This is a genomic window from Dehalococcoidia bacterium (genome assembly GCA_040902535.1).
Taxonomy (GTDB): Bacteria; Chloroflexota; Dehalococcoidia; order DSTF01; family JACRBR01; genus JBBDXD01.
On the sequence record JBBDXD010000009.1, the window covers coordinates 35,419 to 51,868 of the forward strand.

Genomic DNA, 16,450 nt, shown 5'->3' on the forward strand with positions numbered 1-16,450 from the left:
GTGGTGAATGAGCAGTAAGTACCGAGATCAGACGGCCGCGACGCTCAACGGTGATGCGCCTGAGCATGGCGACGCCGTCGTCGACGGTGAAATAGCCGATGTCTTCACACGCATCGGCGATGCGGTCGTCGTGCTGAGTCCCAGCCGCGACGGGGCCATGGCCGGCGAAACATGGACCGAGGGTCCGGACCGCGCCGAAGTCGAAGAAGAAGAAGTCGAAAAGGAAGCGGTCCCCCTTGAAGAACAGGAAGGCATCGACGACCCGGTACGCATGTACCTCCGAGAGATCGGCAAGGTCTACCTGCTTTCCGGCGCTGATGAGAAGCGCCTCGCGCGCCACATGGAAGAGGCGAAGCACGTCGAGGCGATCGAGCGCCACTTCCAGGAGGAGAAGCACCGCCTTCCCGCCGGCCAAGAAATCCTGTTTACGCTCCTCGACCAGTACCACCAATGCTTGAAGCCTCTGAAGTTCGTCTGCAAAGACCTTGGCGTGAAGAACGGAGTCGTCTCGGACCTCATCCAGAACGAGATGTGGCGATCGACCGTCGATGCGGAGATGGACTTCGAGCTGGCGAAGCGCCTGAGCGAGTACCTGCGCACCGAGCAACTCGAAGCAGAGCAGATGATCGTCAGGATGTCGATCATCACGCGCATCCTGAAGCCCGAGCACGTGCATACCACCGCCACGCACTACGGCGGCGAAAGGGAGATGCTGCCCGCGCCCTGGGAACGCATCAACAGGCGGATCCGCGAAGAGGAGATGCTGCGCGGATTCTTCTTCGATCTGAAGCGCGAGGGATACAAGGCGGAGAAGCAGCTGACGGAAGCCAACCTGCGGCTCGTCGTCAGCGTCGCCAAGAAGTACATCGGCAGGGGGATGTCGCTCCTGGATCTGATCCAGGAGGGAAACATCGGTTTGATCCGCGCGGTCGAGAAGTTCGACTATCGCAAGGGCTTCAAGTTCAGTACCTATGCGACGTGGTGGATCCGGCAGGCGATCACGCGCGCTATCGCGGATCAGGCACGCACGATCCGTATTCCCGTACACATGGTCGAGACGATCAACAAGCTCGTGCGCGTATCGAGGCGGCTTGTCCAGGAGTACGGTCGCGAACCCACGAGCGAGGAAATCGCACGCGGCATGACCGACCCCAAGCAGGGTCCGCCGTTTACGCCGGAAAAAGTGCGCGAAATCATCAAGGTGTCGCAGGAGCCCGTTTCACTCGAGACGCCGATCGGCGAGGAAGACGACAGTCACCTCGGCGACTTCCTGCCGGACGAGTCAGCGCTCGCCCCGGCCGAAGCTGCGTCGCATCAATTGCTCAAAGAGCAGGTGATGGACGTACTCAACAGCCTGACGACCCGCGAGCGCAAAGTGCTCGAACTGCGCTTCGGGCTTGAAGACGGGCGATCGCGCACGCTGGAGGAAGTAGGGCGCGAGTTCCAGGTGACGCGCGAGCGCATCCGCCAGATCGAGGCGAAGGCGCTGCGGAAGTTGCGGCATCCCTCGCGCAGCAAGAAGCTCAAAGACTACCTCGAGTAACGATCATGCCCCTCTACGAGTACTTCTGCCGTAAGTGCACGACCAAGTTCGAACTGCTGCGCCCGATGAGCCGCTCCGACGAAGCGGCGACGTGCCCGCAGGGGCACCGCGACGGCATGCGCATGCTCTCCGTGTTTGCCGCCGTCTCAAAGGACGCGCAGGGAACGCCGGAGCCGATGATCGGCGGCGGTTGCGCCTGCGGCGGCGGGGCGTGCGGCTGCGCGCACTAGGCGCGAACCCCACGGGGTGATGAATCGCGGCCGTCGCCGCCCTCCTGCTCCAGGTCCTGAGCAGAACCGCTAAGAGATCAATCGAATCTGAACACGCACTTCACCGCGTGGCTGCGGCCGTGATCGTGCATCGCCGTGAATGCATCGGCGTACTCCTCCAGGCCGTAGCGATGTGTGATGAGCGGTGACAGATCGACGCCGCGCTGGACGAGCTCGAAGTAGATAGGGCTTCGCTTGCGCAAGACTTAGAGAACTCAATACTGAGAACTGGCAACTTCGCTAGCCGCACTTGTTGTAGCCGCATGAGCGGCAGACCAGGCATCCTTCCGCGAAGACGAGGATCGAGCCGCAGTCGGGGCAGGCGAGGCCGGTGCTCGTCTCGGAGATGCTGGACGTCGGAGGTTGGAGGCCGGAGGCTATGCGGGTCGCGTCGTCTTCCGCACTACGCTCATCTGAACGCGATCGTGGCTTTCGCGCACGGGCTGTCTTTGTGCCGCGCTTTGCGTCCGCCGCTGGCGCCGATGTCGCAGGCTTGAGGAAGCGCAGTTCAAGCCAGCGGAAAATGTAGTCGACAAGAGACGACGAGACCGGTATCCGCGCATTGCCGGTCAGGCCCGCAGGCTCGAAGTGCACGCCACGGAACTTGTCGACGAGATTTTGCAGCGGCACGCCGTATTGCAGCGCGACCGAGGTCAGCATCGCCACCGCGTCCATCAGGCCGCGAATGGTCGAACCTTCCTTCGAAATATTGACGAAGATCTCGCCGGGCAACCCTTCGTCATACAGGCCAACGGTGAGGTACCCCTCCTGCTCGCCGACGCGGAACTTGTGCGTGACGGACTGCCGCTCATCTGGCAGGTGACGTCGGTAAGGCGCGCCGGAGGGCCGCGGCGCCAACGATGACGTGGGTTCCGGATGGGCGCCCTGCGGCATCAACTCGCCGAACCGTATCGCCATCTCGGCGGCCACCGCTTCCGCCTGCTCCGGCCCCTTCAACGTAGCGTGCGACAACACCTGCTGGTCCCGCGAGCCATCGCGGTACACCGTGATGCCCTTGCAGCCCTCTCGATACGCGAGCATGTACGCGCGCTCGACATCGTCGGGCGTCGCTTCCGCGCGGAAGTTGATCGTCTTGCTGACGGCGTTGTCCGTATGGCGCTGGAACGTGGCCTGCATGCGCACGTGTGCTTCGGGCGCAATGTCATGCGACGTCACGAACACGCGCTTCGCCCAGTCCGGCACCTCCTCCCGGTCAGCCAGTGCGCCGCCGTGCGCCAGGTACTCGATCAACCCGTCGCTGTAAAAACCATCGCGTTCGGCGACGGTGCGGAAGGTCCCGTTGACCTCGGGCAGTTGCGTGACCTTTGCCGGATCGCTGCGGTCAAGGAAATGCTGGCGCATGAACGCGAGAGCGAAGGCCGGCTCAATGCCGCCTGAACAGTCGGCGATGATGCTGAGCGTGCCCGTTGGCGCGACCGTTGTGCGCGTGGAGTTGCGGTAACGCGGACCGCCGCGCGCATCTCCGGACGCCGGGTCGAAGATCGAGCCATGCCATGCCGGGAAGACGCCGCGTTCGACCGCGAGGTCGGTCGACGCACGGTCGGCGTGTTCCTGCACGAAGGCCATGACGCGCGCACCCAGGTCGATCGCCTCGTCGGAATCGTAGGGAATGCGCAGTTTGAACAAGACATCCGCCCAGCCCATGACGCCCAGCCCGATCTTTCGCGTCTGCCTGGTCATCTCGGCGATCTGGACGATCGGATAGTGGCTCTGGTCGATCACGTCATCCAGGAAACGGACGGCGATGGGGATCGTCGCCGCAAGCGCGTCCCAGTCGAACGCGGCTGAGGATGCCGGGATCCTGCTGCCGTTGCGGCGCGACGGCGCGCGCTTCGGAGAGAGCTTCTCTTCTTGCACGAACAGCGCAAGGTTGATCGACCCGAGGTTGCACGACTCGTATGGCAGTAGCGGCTGCTCTCCGCACGGATTCGTCGCTTCGATGCGACCGAGTTGGGGTGTGGGATTATCGCGATTGATGCGATCGAGAAAGACGACTCCGGGATCGCCGTTGCGCCACGCATTTTCGATTACCTGCCGAAACACCGCTCGCGCCGACTTCGAAGCCACGCGTTCGTGCGTGCGCGGGTTCACGATGTCGTAATCTTCATTGCGTTCGACCGCCTGCATGAAGCCTTCCGTGACAGCGATGCTAACGTTGAAGTTCTGCAACGTCGTCATGTCGGACTTGACGTTGGCGAAGGCTTCAATGTCCGGATGCTCGACATTGAGAATCGCCATGTTGGCGCCCCGGCGCGTGCCGCCCTGCTTGATGGACTCGGTGGCAGCATCGAACACGCGCATGAACGACACGGGGCCGCTCGCGGTGCCGCCGGTCGACGCCACGCGGTCGCCGGAAGGACGCAGACGGCTGAACGCAAAGCCCGTGCCGCCCCCGCTCTGGTGGATGAGCGCCGTCTCCTTGAGCGCTTCGAAGATGCCCTCCATGGAATCGTCGATGGGCAGCACAAAGCAGGCGGCAAGTTGCTGTAGCGGGCGACCGGCGTTGCCGAGTGTCGGAGAATTCGGCAGAAAGCGCAGCGAGGTAATGAGATCGTAGAACTGCGCCTCGTACTCTGCGACGGTGCGATCGGCCGCGGCCGCTTCGACGTACGCCGCCTCGGCGAGCGCGATCGTATGGGCGACGCGCCGGAATAGCTGCTCCGGGGTTTCGACAAGCGCCCCGCGCTCGTCCTTCGCAAGATAACGCCGCTCAAGAACGACACGCGCGTTGTCTGAGAGCGCGACCTTCGCGTGTGCCGCGCGGGTTGGCGACTTGCGCGCCGGCGGCGGGCCACCGGCGACCGCGCCCTTCCGTGCGCGCGCGACGCTCTTGCCCGCGCGCGCCTTGCGCGAACCGGCGGTACTCAGCCAGGCCGGCGGTTTCGGACGGTCTGCCTTCGCCACGCGAAGCATTATACCAGAACGTCTGTGCGAAAGTGAGAGGTTCGTCAGGCACCAGGCGCGGGTAACACCGGACAACGTCCGCCGTTTACGTCGTTAGGGTAAGAGGCACTGCTTGCCAGGCACCGCCACCTCCCCCGGTTCCCCCTGATAGGGGCCGTCAAGACGCTTGATGACGGCTCAAGAACGGAGACGCCGTCGAGGTCCCCACTTCGGCGGCGTCCTCTTGTGCCGTGATGACCGTAAGCACGAGATGCGGCAGAATCGCCACGATTCACGTTTACCTGAGCGAGGGAGAATCCTGCATGATCGCGGTCGTCGCGAAACTCACGGTGCAAGAAGGCAAGGAAGACGAATTCAAGGCTGCCGGCGCGGAGATGGTGGCCGCCGTGAAAACCAACGAGGCCGGGCGCACCCTCCAGTACAGCCTGACACAGTCACAAAAGGCGCCGACGGAGTTCTATTTCATCGAATCGTACGCGGATGATGCGGCGATGGCCGACCACGGCAAGACGCCCCACATGGCCGCGTTCGGTGGCAAGATTGGCGGCATGCTGGCGGGGCGGCCGGAAATCACGCGGTTGGACATCGTCGCGACGGTGGATTAAGTTGGCTGCCCGCCGACAACCTGCATCGGCAGGACGCTCTCACTTCCGGTCGAAGACCGCGGAGTACGCGCTGTACAGGTGCGCCAGACCGTGCAGCACGACCATCCGCATCATGAGGTCGCTAACGGGCACGTCGACGTAACCCCGGAATGATGCTGTCTTCGCCAGCGTGTCATCGGGTGCCGCGCGGACGAACTCGATCACCTTCGTGTAGGCGTCCGCGATCTCGTCGGCGAGTTCAGCGACAGACTTGTCCTTGCGCTGGCCAACCATCGCTGCGTTGAGCGCGTCTATGTCGACGCTGGCGCCGGCGTCTGAGCCTGCGGGCGCATTGGTCATTCCCTGCACCATCGGCGCGACGAGTCCGCCTACCGACGCGACGTGTGCGAGCACTTCGTTGTTCTTCCAGCCGCCCATGTCCTGCGTACGCGCCCAATCCTCGGGAGTGAGAGCCTTCGCAGCGCGCTGGCCTTCCTGGATGAGCAGTTCTACGCCACGGATAATTTCTTCTTTGGTCGCCACCCGATTGCCTCCTCAGACCTGACGGTACCTGCTGCACGCGGATTCTAGGCGAGTGCGCTGGCGCGCGGAAGTGCGAGTGCTCGTTGCTGGCAGATTCTGAGCCTTGATATGCTTTGGGCACGTTGGAACGGAAACATGCACAGTAACGTCCTGGTACTCAATCAAAACTATGAGCCGCTGAACGTCTGCAACGCGACGAGGGCCTTCAACCTCATCGACCGGGGCAAGGCTGAAATCCTCGAGCACGGCAGCGGGTATCTCCGGTCGCCCTCGATGCAATTCCCCCTTCCCTCGGTGATCCGCCTGATCTACCTCATCCGAAGGCCGCGCCCGCAAATGCGGCTCTCGCGTCGCGAGGTGTTCAACCGCGACGGCTACACGTGCCAGTACTGCGGCCGGCGCGGCCAACGCGAACTGACGCTCGACCATGTGATGCCGCGCCACCGCGGCGGCCGGCACACGTGGGACAACCTGGTCACGGCGTGCAAGTCGTGCAATCACCGCAAGGCAGGGAGGACGCCGCCCGAAGCGAAGATGCGTCTCCTGCGCGATCCCTTTCAACCGCGCGTGAACAGCTACTACGTCGTGTACCCGTATCTCACGAACGAGGAGGGATGGCGAAAGTTCATCCCCGGCTGGGAGCCTGCCGCCGACGGCTACGCCTGACGGCAGTTTTCAGTTTCAGGTTTTCAGTTGTAAGTCGGGAGTTGGCCGGCGGCGGGCCTGCCGCGTTCATTGTCCACCTCGCTAGAACACGCTGCCTGTTGCACCCCCATCGACGAGGATCGTCTGACCGCTGATCTGCCGCGCTTGCCTCGATGCGAGAAACACGATCATCGCCGCGACGTCTTCAGCCTCGCCGACGCGGCCAAGGGGGATCTGGCGGGCACGTAACTGTTTCTGTTCATCAAACGTGCGCCCCTCCGCGACCGCCTGCGCTTCGAGTACGGGCCGGATGCGGTCAGTGAGCGTCAGTCCGGGGCCGACGTTGTTCACCGTGATGCCATAGCGTCCCAGTTCCTTCGACAACGTCTTCGCAAGGCCGGTGGTGCCGAGACGGACCGAGTTCGACAGGATCAGGCCATCGATCGGCTCCTTCACGGCGGTCGACGTGACGTTGATCACGCGCGCCTGGTCGGACGCCTTCAGGTACGGAAGCGCTTCCCGCGTGAGACGCACGACGCTCATCAGGTTCTGGTCGACCGCCTTCACCCAGGCCTCGTCGTCGTGGTGCTCGAATGTGCCGGGTGGCGGGCCGCCCGCATTGTTCACGACGATATCGATCGCCCCGAAGGTTTCGACCGTGCGCTGCACGAGCCGCTTGATGTCTTCGTACACGGCCATATCGCACTCGACGCTGAGCACCTCGGCGCCCGTGGCATCTCGAATGGCCTCCGCGGCGTCCGTGAGTGCGGCCTGTCCGCGCGCCGCGATCACGACGCGCGCGCCTTCGGCCGCCAGCATCATGGCAGCGGCACGCCCGATGCCCTTGCTGCCACCCCCGACGATGGCGACGCGTCCGGCCAACCCGAGTTCCATGTTGCCTCCTTCGATCAGGGCGTGATCAACGACTCCAACACGGCCGCTTCCTCCGGTGTCGCCGGGCGCGGGCGATCTTCGTTCGCGTCCTGCACGACCGGCGCGACCTGATACGCCGTCACACCTTCGCCCTCGGTCAGCGTGATGCTCAGGACGAGCGAGACGCGCGGTATGGGAATGTTCGCCAGATCGACCTCGTCGAGGTCAAAGATGAAGTTGCCGAGTCCCCATGCCACGAGCTGATTGCCTCGCCGCTCCACTGGCTGGACGACGTGCGCGTGGTGCCCGACGTACGCGTCGGCGCCGGCCCCGAGGACGGTCGCCGCTATGCGACGCTGTGTGGCGTCGGGGACCGTCGAGTACTCAGTCCCGGCGTGTACGACGACCACGACAAAGTCGGCCTGTTGCCGGGCGGATGTGATGGCTGCGGTGAGCGGCGCATCATCGCAGATGAACAGCCCGGGCGTGATCGCGCTGGCGGCCCAGTCGCGAATCTCAAAACCTCCACCCTCGTCCGGACTGTCGGCGCACGCGACGAACGCAACGCTCAGTCCGTTCGGCGCCTCGAAGATGGCTGGCGTCGCGGCTTCGTCGCTCGTATCACCGGCGCCGATATAACGCACGCCTGCCCCATCGAGCGCGGCGAATGTATCGTCCAGCCCCTGGACGCCGTAATCCATCGCGTGGTTGTTGGCGAGCGAGACGACATCGAAGCCGGCGTCCAGCAGGCCGGATGCGAAGCGCGGTGGCGTGCGGAAGTTGTAGCCCTTCGGCCACGGCTCGCCTCTGTCCGTGAGCGCACCCTCGAGGTTGGCGATCGCGATGTCACCCGTAATCAGGTGGCGGATGAGATCGTACGGGTAGCCCACGCCGTTTGCCTCCATGCGCGGCACGACCTCTCGCGCGAGGCTGACGTCCCCGACGGCGCTGATCGTGATCGATGCGGGTGCGCGTGGCGTGGCGGGCGAAGTCGTCACATCAGGCGCGGGTCTGACACCGGCAGTCGCGGCGGGCGTGGTCGTGGTGGGGGATAGAGCATCGTCATCATTCGACGATTGACACGCGATCGTCGCGAGGATGACAACGAACAGCGACAGCAGGGAGAGCCGTCGTGCACCGATCACAGCGGCGATTCCGAGGCGTTCGCGTGCTCGATGCGAGCGATGGCATCGAAACGTTCCAGTGCCGATTGGACGAACGTGATCGCTGGCGCCGCCATGCCGTTACGAGAACTTGGTGACGCGAACCGAGATCAGGTTCGGGATGTCAGAGAGTTTGTCGACGAGTTCAGTCGGAATCGGATCGTCGATGCCGACGGCCATGAGCGCCTTGCCACGCACCGCGGTACGCCCGACGCGCATGAAGCTGATGTTGATGTCGTGCTCGCCGAGGAAGGTGCCGACGGCGCCGATCATGCCCGGACGGTCCTGGTTCTCGCAGAGCAGCAGCCAACCGTCCCCCGGCGGCACGTCTACCCAGAAGTCGTTGATCGCGACGATGTGCGGTCCATCGTGCGCAATCGTGCCCGTTACGTCGGTATCGCCCGTGCGCGTGTGTATATGTACGCGAATCAGGTTGGCGTAAATCTCCTCCGCCGGGCCCTTACGCTCGACGATGCGCATGCCGCGGTGCTCCGCGATCAGGTTCGCGTTGACGATCGTGACGTTCTCTTCGGTGATCGGGCCAAGCAGGCCGCGGATCACCGCCGCCTTCAACGCCGTGGTGTCGTAGTTCGCGATCTCTCCGAGGTATTCGATCTCGATGTTCTCGAGCTGGCCGGCCGAAAGCTGCGTCGCCAGCGTGGCCACCTTCTCGGCGACCGGGACATAGGGCGCAAGCAGTGTCATCGTTTCGGCGGCGATCATTGGCGCGTTGACCGCATAGAGCGCGGGCTCTCCCCGTAAGATCGCAACGATCTGGTGCGCCACGTCGACGGCGACGCGCTCCTGGGCCTCGGCCGTGGACGCGCCCAGGTGCGGCGTGATGATGATGCGGTCGTGGTGCAATACCTTCGCCGCCATGTCCGGCGGCTCCTCCGGAAAGACATCCAGTGCGGCGCCAGCGATGCGATCCTCATCCAGCGCACGCACCAGTGCCGCGATGTCGATCAAGTCACCGCGTGCAGTATTGATGAGCCGTGCCGAAGGCTTCATCTTCGCGATCTGCGCATCGCCGATGAGATGCTTGGTCTGCGGAGTCAGGATCGTGTGCAGCGTCACGAAGTCGGCCTGCGCCAGTAAGTCGTCGAGCGTTTCGACGAGCTCGACGCCCAGCATCTGCGCGCGCTCCGGGGACACAAACGGATCATGCGCGATCACGTGCATGTCCAGGCCTTTGCCGCGCCGGGCGACCTCGGACCCGACCTGGCCGAGGCCAACCACGCCAAGCGTCTTTCCTCGCAGCTCGACGCCGACGAACTTCGCGCGCTGCCAGGCGCCGCCACGCAGCGAGGCGTCCGCCTCCGGGACGTGGCGCGCCAGCGCGAGCATCAGTGCTACGGTGTGCTCGGCGGCAGAGATCGTGTTGCCGAGCGGCGCATTCACGACGATGACGCCACGCTCCGTCGCGGCAGTGAGGTCGATATTGTCGACGCCGACGCCCGCGCGTCCGACTGCGCGAAGCTGCTTCGCGGCGGCAAACACCTCGGCCGAGACCTTCGTTTCGCTCCGCACGACGAGCGCGTCGTATCGGCCGATAATCGCAACCAGTTCGCCGGTCGACAGCCCCGTGCGAACGTCGACATCAGCGTCTCGCTTGAGGATGTCGATGCCGTCCTGAGCGATCGGGTCTGCAACGAGGATCTTGTGCATCATGCCCCCAATGAGTATCCGGCAGCCGCCGGAACATCAAGAAGGGCAGCCATTGGGCTGCCCTTCGCGATTCGTTGTACGAATGCCGCCCTTGCTATGCAGTAGCTCCCACTCCCGACGGCGAGAATCCGACGCGCGGCAACGCGAGCTTGAGCGCATCGAAACACGCCCGCAGGTCGGCTTCGGACACGAGACCGAGATGCCCGATGCGGAAGATCTTGCCCGTGAGCGGGCCCTGGCCACCGGCGAGCACGGTGTTGTACTCGGTGCGCATCATTTTCGTCAGCGCCGAGCCATCGATGCCGTCGGGCACACGGACAGCCGTGACGGTGTTCGATGCGACGCGCTCATCGGCCAGGAGCTTCAGTCCAAGCGCCTTGACGTTCTCGCGCGTAAACCTGCCGAGCTTTTCGTGGCGCGCGTGAATCGCTGAAAGGCCCTCCGCCTCGAGCTTGCGAAGCGCGACGTCCATCGCGAAGTAGACAGAGATGGCGGGCGTCCAGGGCGTCTGGCTCTTTTCCAGGTATGACTTCGCCTTCTTGTAGTCGAAGTAATAGCGCGGAATGGTCGCCGTCTCGATGGCGTCCCAGGCGCGCCTGCTCACGGAGACCATCGCCATGCCCGGTGGCACCATCCAACCCTTTTGCGAGCCGGTAAACACAACGTCCAGGTCCCACGCGTCGATCGGCAGCGGCACGGAGCCCAGGCTGCTGATCGCGTCGACGAGGATGAGAATCTCCGGCCGCGCCGTGCGAATTACCTTCGCAATCGCCTCAAGGTCGTTGGTGACGCCCGTCGAAGTCTCGTTGTGCGTCACCATGACGGCCTTGTACGACGCGTCCTTCTTGAGCGCGTCTGCGACGGCCTGTGGGTCGGCGGCGGTGCCCTCCTCGAACGAAAGCTTCTCGACATCGACGCCATACGTCCGCGCGATGTCCGCAAACCGATCGCCGAAGACGCCGATCGAAACGACGAGCCCCCTGTCACCCGGCGAGAGCGTGTTCACGACCGCCGCCTCGATTGCGCCGGTGCCGGCGGATGTCAGCGTCAGCACGTCATTCTTCGTCTCGAAGAGATGCTGCAGGCTGGCGGTGATGCGCTCGATGATCTCCGCGAATTCTGGCCCGCGGTGGTTGATCATCTGGCGCGACATCGCCTGCAGGACGTCATCAGGGCACGGCGTCGGACCGGGTATGCGGAGGTTGACGGACACGTGAGGCTCCTTCTCGGAGGGTCGGGCCGGGGACGAGAGGAGATTGTGCCCGCCCTCACATAGCAGGGGCATGATATGGAAGTGCGCCACACGGATCAAGGATGGCGACGCCCCAGCGCACGTCGGCGAGCGGGACCTGCGACCTGCCCGCACGAAGGCATTATTAACGCCCGCCGAAGAGCATCATCAGGCGTGACGCCGGAAAAAATGAATGATGCCGGCTCGTCTGAAGCCGGCATCAGTCTGATCCGTCGAGATGCTACGCGCAGGGCCCCGTGTTACCGGCGCCGCTGATGCACTCGGTCGCGTTGTCGAACGCGCCGACGATCGCTTCGCGGAACGCGACACCCGCCGCCACGACCACCGCAACGGCGATGACCGCCATGATCAGACCGTACTCAGCGAGCGTCTGACCGTCTTCATCTTCGAACCGTGTCTTGAGGCCCTGCAAGGCCACAAGCACTCGAAGCGCTACGTCGTTCACCATGTGCTTCCCCCTGCTTACTCGATGGGTAGCGGAGAGGAGCGGCGAGCTATGACGCCGCTCCTCTCCAAGATGTCCTTACCGGACAATGCGCTTTCGCGCCGGCTTACGTCGGCGAGCAGCCGGCCGTCGTGCCGCTCAGACAGTCCGTCGCGTCCGTGAACGCACCGACGATCGCTTCGCGGAACGCGACACCCGCCGCCACGACCACCGCAACCGCGATGACCGCCATGATCAGACCATACTCTGCGAGCGTCTGACCGTGCTCATCTTCCATCTTTGCCTTGAGCCCCTGCAGGGCAACAAGGACCCGAATTGCCAGCTCGTTCACCATTCCGGTTCCCCCTTGTGACAAAAGACCTGGTCGAGAGCACCCAGGTTCTCATTGTGGCCCCCCGGATTTGGTGGGGCGCCGCCCGGCTCTCGAAAGCGGGCGGGTCCAACCTTCTGTCCCTCACTCGTCTGCCCTCGCCTTACGGCCGGAGGACCTTAGGGTTGGTCATTAGGAGTTTCGACGCGCAGACGCAGACCTTTAGGGGTGACTTAAGGGAAAACACCGGGAAATTTAGGGGTTATTTTGCAATTGGTGCGGGGCGCGCACGTTCCCACCGCCGGTGACCATGTCCCCTATCGGGGCGGTCCGTAGCGCGGCCGATACTCGCATCGGGGAACTGCATGCAACGCCACGTCGAACACCACGGTCCGGCCGCGACCGTAGCGCCGTCGCGGCGCCTGAGAATCGTGACGCCGGCCGCGGCGAGCGATGCGTCGGCGCGCCGATATCGGATCGCGCTCGCTGCGATCCTGGGTCTCGCGTTCGTGATTCGCGCCGCGTTCGTGCTGGGCGCGGACTTCCCCCTGAACGATGGCGGCATGTTTTTCCAAATGACGCGTGACCTTCAGGCCAACGGCTATGCGCTGCCCGAGTTCACGTCGTACAACGGCGGCGAGATCCCGTTCACCTATCCGCCCCTCGGCTTCTACGTCGCCGCCGCCCTCGACGACCTAACGCCCCTGGCGCTCGTCGATGTGTTTCGCGTACTGCCGCTGGTCGCAAGCTGCGCCATTGCGTGCGCCTTCCTGATCCTCGCCCGGACGATGTTGCCGAGCAGGCTCCACGTTATCACGGCGCTCGTCGCGTTCGTCACGCTGCCGGCGGCCTTTCAGTGGATGCTGATGGGCGGCGGCATTACGCGCGCTCCGGGATTCGTATTCGCGCTGCTTGCGATCGCTCTGGTCAACCGTACGTTCGAGCGCCGCAGCCTCACTGACGCGATGCTCGCCGGAGCGCTCGGCGGGCTGGCGATGCTCAGCCACCTCGAGATGGGGCTCGTCGTCGCCTACTCATCCGCGCTGTTCATTCTGGCGAAGGGCCGCACTCCGGAAGGGGTGCGGCTGGCGTTCGTGATGCTGATTGCCGGCGCCGTGATCGTGGCGCCATGGGCGGCGGTGGTGACGGCACGGCACGGGCTCACGCCATATCTCGCGGCGGCGCAGTCCGGCAACTCCAACGTCTTCGCGCCCATCATGTCGCTGCTGCGCTACCAGGCGACGATCGAGCCGTTCTTTCAGCTCACGGGCGCGCTCTCGCTGGTCGGCGCGTGCTGGCTCCTGGCGCGGCGCCAGTTCCTGCTTCCCGCGTGGCTCGTCGCGACGGCCGTGTTCGACAGCCGCGTGTTTCCGACGAGTGCAAGCTTCATCGTCGCGATGATGGCCGCCTACGCCGTCGTCGACGTGCTGCTGCCCTTGCTGCGCGGCATCCGATCCGCTGCTGCCGACGCAAGTAGCGCGGACGTTACGCGAAGCGCGCCGCGGTGGCTGGCGCCTACTGCCGTCTGCCTCGGCGTGGCGTACATGCTGCTGTCCGCCGTCGCGACGTCGCCCCGGCTGCTCACGGGCGTGACGATCGACGAACGAGCAGGCATGGATTGGGTCGAGGAGAACACGCCTGAGGCAAGCACATTTGCCGTCGTCTCAGGCGATCGGTGGCCCATCGATCGGACATCGGAGTGGTTCCCGGCGCTGGCCGGACGCAGGAGTGTCGCGACGGTGCAGGGCGCGGAGTGGCTGCCTAACGGCGCGTTTCGAGCGGCGATATCGGATTACGACGCACTCCAGGTGTGCGCCGATCGTGACGGGGAGTGCCTTCAAGAGTGGGCGGACTCTACCGCCCGTTCGTTCGACTACGTCTACATCCCGAAGCTCCCGACCAGGTATGCCGGCCCCGGCGAGGAACGCTGCTGCCTGACGCTCGAACGCTTCCTCAGGCAGGACGCGGCGTACCGGCTCGCGTTCGACGGCCCGGGGGCCGTGATCTTCGAGCGCAGATAGCGCCGCAGGTCGTCCTCGAGCAGAACCTAGCGCTAGGACGACCAAAGCCACGAAGCGTTGGAGAAGTGGTGGGCGATGCAGGACTCGAACCTGCGGCCTTCTCGGTGTAAGCGAGACGCTCTAGCCAACTGAGCTAATCGCCCTAAGGGAAGACACGCATCGTAGCGAGGCCGCGCCGGCGCCTGCAAGCACGTTGTGAGGCTGTTGGGGGTGCAGGCACCTAGCCCGCGCGATCAACCACGTTCGGAGAGGTACCGATCATTCTGGCAATGGACGCACGCCTTCCACAGATCGGCACGATCGATGTGCCGGGGCGGCTTCGGCGCAACCCCGCTGCTGCGGTGTGGGCGCGCTTTGATTCGTTCCTGGAGAGCGGCAACTTCTCGATGGACCGCAACTTTCTCATCGTACGGCCGGTGATTGCCCTCCTGGTGGCCGCATCGGTATTTCTGCAGGGCACGACGCTCCCCGGGCGTAACGCGGTCCTCGCGGCGTGCGCAACTGCCTGCGTATACAACGGACTCTTCGCATACCTGGTGCTGCGCCGCAGGCTCAAGCTTCTGCGCGGCGTTTCGCTCGTCTTCGACAACCTCATCGTCATCGTGCCGACGATCTTCGTGTACAGGGCGATGGGTAACGCCGGATACGAGTCGGACTTATGGCTGCTCTTCATGACATTGATCGTCACGAACGCCTTGAACTACGGACCCATCGGCACGCTGTTTTTTACGACGCTCTGGACCGGACTGTTCGTGACAATGACGCTGCTATTTTTTGACGCCGATTCGTACTCTCGAGAGCACCTGTCGATGCGGCTTGTGTTCTTCGTCCTCACCGGCTTTTGCTCGCTCTCGCTGGCAGGCGAGATCCGCAAGCGCAGCGTCACGCTGGAACGCAAGTCGCGCCAAACGCTCGGCATGCTCGCGAATATCGTCGAGGCGCGTGACACAGACGCGGGCCAGCACCTGCGGCACATCGAGCATTACTCGCGCGTACTGGCGCTGCAGATGGGGCTCGACGAGCGCGTGGCGAACGAGATCGCCTACGCGGCGATGATCCATGACGTCGGCAAGGCGCAGGTGGCAGATGCGATCCTGCAGAAGCCGGGCGCCCTGACACCGGCCGAACGCCGCGAAATCGAAAAACACACGCTGTGGGGCCACGAACTGCTCGCCGAGAATGAAGAGTTCTCGACAGCGTGCGCGGTGACGCGCTCCCACCACGAACGTTGGGACGGCACCGGCTACCCCGACGGTCTGGCGGGCGAGGCGATTCCGCTCGCGGCGCGGATCACGGCTGTCGCGGACGTGTACGACGCGCTCGTGAGCCAGCGGCCATACAAGCCTGCGTGGCCGGCGAGCGAGGCCGTCGATGAAATTCGCCGCGTGCGGGGCACGCACCTCGATCCGGCCGTCGTCGATGCCTTCCTGACCCTCTACGACTGCGGCGTGCTGCGGCAACTGGAGGAGCAGATGCGCTTCGCGCCCGGTGGGGATCGGCTGGCAGCGTAACGCCACGGCGTCCGCGTCCCGACGGGATGCCACGACCAAAATTGATCGCGCGGCCGTTGGTATCTACACTCGCCTTGTACACCGCTTCGCTCCGCGTGCGCCTGCAACGCCGTTTCGGGGCGGCAGTAGTACTCCTGAGATCTTGTTCGATGGAGCGGGGCGCACGGACGCTTCCTCGAACGCGACGAAAGGCGTGTCGATGATGGACAAGCAGACCGCACTTGCAAAGCTCGACGAACAGTTCAACGCGCTGCTCACGTCGATCAAGGGGCTTGACGAGGCCACGATGTCGCAGCAGTTCTACGGTGATTGGAACGTCAAAGACATCCTGGCGCACATAGCGGGTTGGCAGCACACCATGCGCGAGGCGATGGAGCGCATGGCGCGGGGCGAAAAGCCCGTCCCGGAAGGCGTCGACTACACCGATGCCGACGCATGGAACGCCGGCTTTGCTTCGGCGATGAAGGCCCAGAACGCTGAGACGATCATCGCGAACCTGCGACAGGCATACGCCAACTACGCGCGTGCCGCGGCGGCTATCCCGAACGACCGCTACGGCGAAGGCAAGACGATCAACCGGCTTCTCGAGGCGAGCGGCTATGGCCACATCCAGGAGCACCTGCCGGAGATCCAGTCCTTCGCCTCCGGGAAAGCGCCCCGGTAGCGCCTGCGCGGCGATTTCGCCAGAGCGGGGCCTC

At 64.3% G+C, this 16,450-nt stretch carries 16 protein-coding genes and 1 tRNA gene; 7 read left to right on the forward strand and 10 right to left on the reverse strand.

The genetic code is table 11. The features are described 5' to 3' along the window. The first annotated feature begins 7 nt into the window (after window positions 1–7). Window positions 8–1,543, forward strand: coding sequence for an RNA polymerase sigma factor RpoD (gene rpoD / locus WEB52_04250; protein MEX2225645.1), 1,536 nt, complete (start codon window positions 8–10; stop codon window positions 1,541–1,543). Window positions 1,544–1,548: 5 nt separating this feature from the next. Continuing rightward, the gene (locus tag WEB52_04255) at window positions 1,549–1,773 is read left to right on the forward strand and encodes a zinc ribbon domain-containing protein (protein ID MEX2225646.1); all 225 of its coding nucleotides are present in this window, start codon (window positions 1,549–1,551) and stop codon (window positions 1,771–1,773) included. Window positions 1,774–1,850: 77 nt separating this feature from the next. On the opposite strand, the gene WEB52_04260 is transcribed toward WEB52_04255, so the two are convergent. Continuing rightward, window positions 1,851–2,015: a hypothetical protein gene (locus WEB52_04260; protein ID MEX2225647.1), complete on the reverse strand. Its 165-nt coding sequence runs from the start codon at window positions 2,013–2,015 to the stop codon at window positions 1,851–1,853. Between the two features lie 37 nt (window positions 2,016–2,052). Next, window positions 2,053–4,737, reverse strand: a complete 2,685-nt coding sequence (locus WEB52_04265; GenBank protein ID MEX2225648.1) for a vitamin B12-dependent ribonucleotide reductase — start codon at window positions 4,735–4,737, stop codon at window positions 2,053–2,055. Between the two features lie 302 nt (window positions 4,738–5,039). Here WEB52_04265 and WEB52_04270 point away from each other — a divergent pair, with 302 nt between their 5' ends. After that, window positions 5,040–5,342 (forward strand): putative quinol monooxygenase, encoded by a 303-nt coding sequence (locus tag WEB52_04270; GenBank protein ID MEX2225649.1) that lies wholly within the window; start codon window positions 5,040–5,042, stop codon window positions 5,340–5,342. A 39-nt stretch (window positions 5,343–5,381) separates the two neighbouring features. Here WEB52_04270 and WEB52_04275 read toward each other — a convergent pair whose 3' ends face one another. Beyond that, complete coding sequence (locus WEB52_04275; GenBank protein ID MEX2225650.1) at window positions 5,382–5,864, reverse strand: maleylpyruvate isomerase N-terminal domain-containing protein; 483 nt, start codon at window positions 5,862–5,864, stop codon at window positions 5,382–5,384. A gap of 135 nt (window positions 5,865–5,999) precedes the next feature. Here WEB52_04275 and WEB52_04280 point away from each other — a divergent pair, with 135 nt between their 5' ends. Beyond that, a complete protein-coding gene (locus tag WEB52_04280; GenBank protein MEX2225651.1) occupies window positions 6,000–6,530 on the forward strand; it encodes an HNH endonuclease in 531 nt (176 codons plus the stop codon). An 81-nt stretch (window positions 6,531–6,611) separates the two neighbouring features. Here the strand turns inward: WEB52_04280 and WEB52_04285 are convergent, their stop codons facing one another. The 6 genes from WEB52_04285 to WEB52_04310 all read right to left on the reverse strand — a co-directional run bounded on the left by WEB52_04285 (window position 6,612) and on the right by WEB52_04310 (window position 12,244). Further along, on the reverse strand, window positions 6,612–7,403 hold the full coding sequence (locus WEB52_04285) for an SDR family oxidoreductase (GenBank protein ID MEX2225652.1): 792 nt from the start codon (window positions 7,401–7,403) through the stop codon (window positions 6,612–6,614). A gap of 14 nt (window positions 7,404–7,417) precedes the next feature. Beyond that, window positions 7,418–8,380, reverse strand: coding sequence for a CapA family protein (locus WEB52_04290; protein ID MEX2225653.1), 963 nt, complete (start codon window positions 8,378–8,380; stop codon window positions 7,418–7,420). Between the two features lie 246 nt (window positions 8,381–8,626). Continuing rightward, the gene (serA, locus tag WEB52_04295) at window positions 8,627–10,216 is read right to left on the reverse strand and encodes a phosphoglycerate dehydrogenase (protein MEX2225654.1); all 1,590 of its coding nucleotides are present in this window, start codon (window positions 10,214–10,216) and stop codon (window positions 8,627–8,629) included. A 91-nt stretch (window positions 10,217–10,307) separates the two neighbouring features. Next, window positions 10,308–11,426 (reverse strand): alanine--glyoxylate aminotransferase family protein, encoded by a 1,119-nt coding sequence (locus tag WEB52_04300; protein MEX2225655.1) that lies wholly within the window; start codon window positions 11,424–11,426, stop codon window positions 10,308–10,310. Window positions 11,427–11,685: 259 nt separating this feature from the next. Beyond that, window positions 11,686–11,913 (reverse strand): Flp family type IVb pilin, encoded by a 228-nt coding sequence (locus WEB52_04305; GenBank protein ID MEX2225656.1) that lies wholly within the window; start codon window positions 11,911–11,913, stop codon window positions 11,686–11,688. A 103-nt stretch (window positions 11,914–12,016) separates the two neighbouring features. Next, complete coding sequence (locus WEB52_04310) at window positions 12,017–12,244, reverse strand: Flp family type IVb pilin (protein MEX2225657.1); 228 nt, start codon at window positions 12,242–12,244, stop codon at window positions 12,017–12,019. A 341-nt stretch (window positions 12,245–12,585) separates the two neighbouring features. On the opposite strand from WEB52_04310, the gene WEB52_04315 reads away from it, so the two are divergent. Continuing rightward, on the forward strand, window positions 12,586–14,241 hold the full coding sequence (locus WEB52_04315) for a hypothetical protein (protein ID MEX2225658.1): 1,656 nt from the start codon (window positions 12,586–12,588) through the stop codon (window positions 14,239–14,241). A 66-nt stretch (window positions 14,242–14,307) separates the two neighbouring features. On the opposite strand, the gene WEB52_04320 is transcribed toward WEB52_04315, so the two are convergent. After that, a tRNA-Val gene (locus tag WEB52_04320) sits at window positions 14,308–14,384 on the reverse strand. Window positions 14,385–14,510: 126 nt separating this feature from the next. Between WEB52_04320 and WEB52_04325 the strand changes: the two genes are divergently transcribed. Both WEB52_04325 and WEB52_04330 read left to right on the forward strand, forming a co-directional pair. Then, window positions 14,511–15,752, forward strand: coding sequence for an HD-GYP domain-containing protein (locus WEB52_04325; GenBank protein MEX2225659.1), 1,242 nt, complete (start codon window positions 14,511–14,513; stop codon window positions 15,750–15,752). 202 nt (window positions 15,753–15,954) lie between these two features. Beyond that, window positions 15,955–16,416, forward strand: coding sequence for a maleylpyruvate isomerase N-terminal domain-containing protein (locus WEB52_04330; protein MEX2225660.1), 462 nt, complete (start codon window positions 15,955–15,957; stop codon window positions 16,414–16,416). Window positions 16,417–16,450 lie beyond the last annotated feature (34 nt).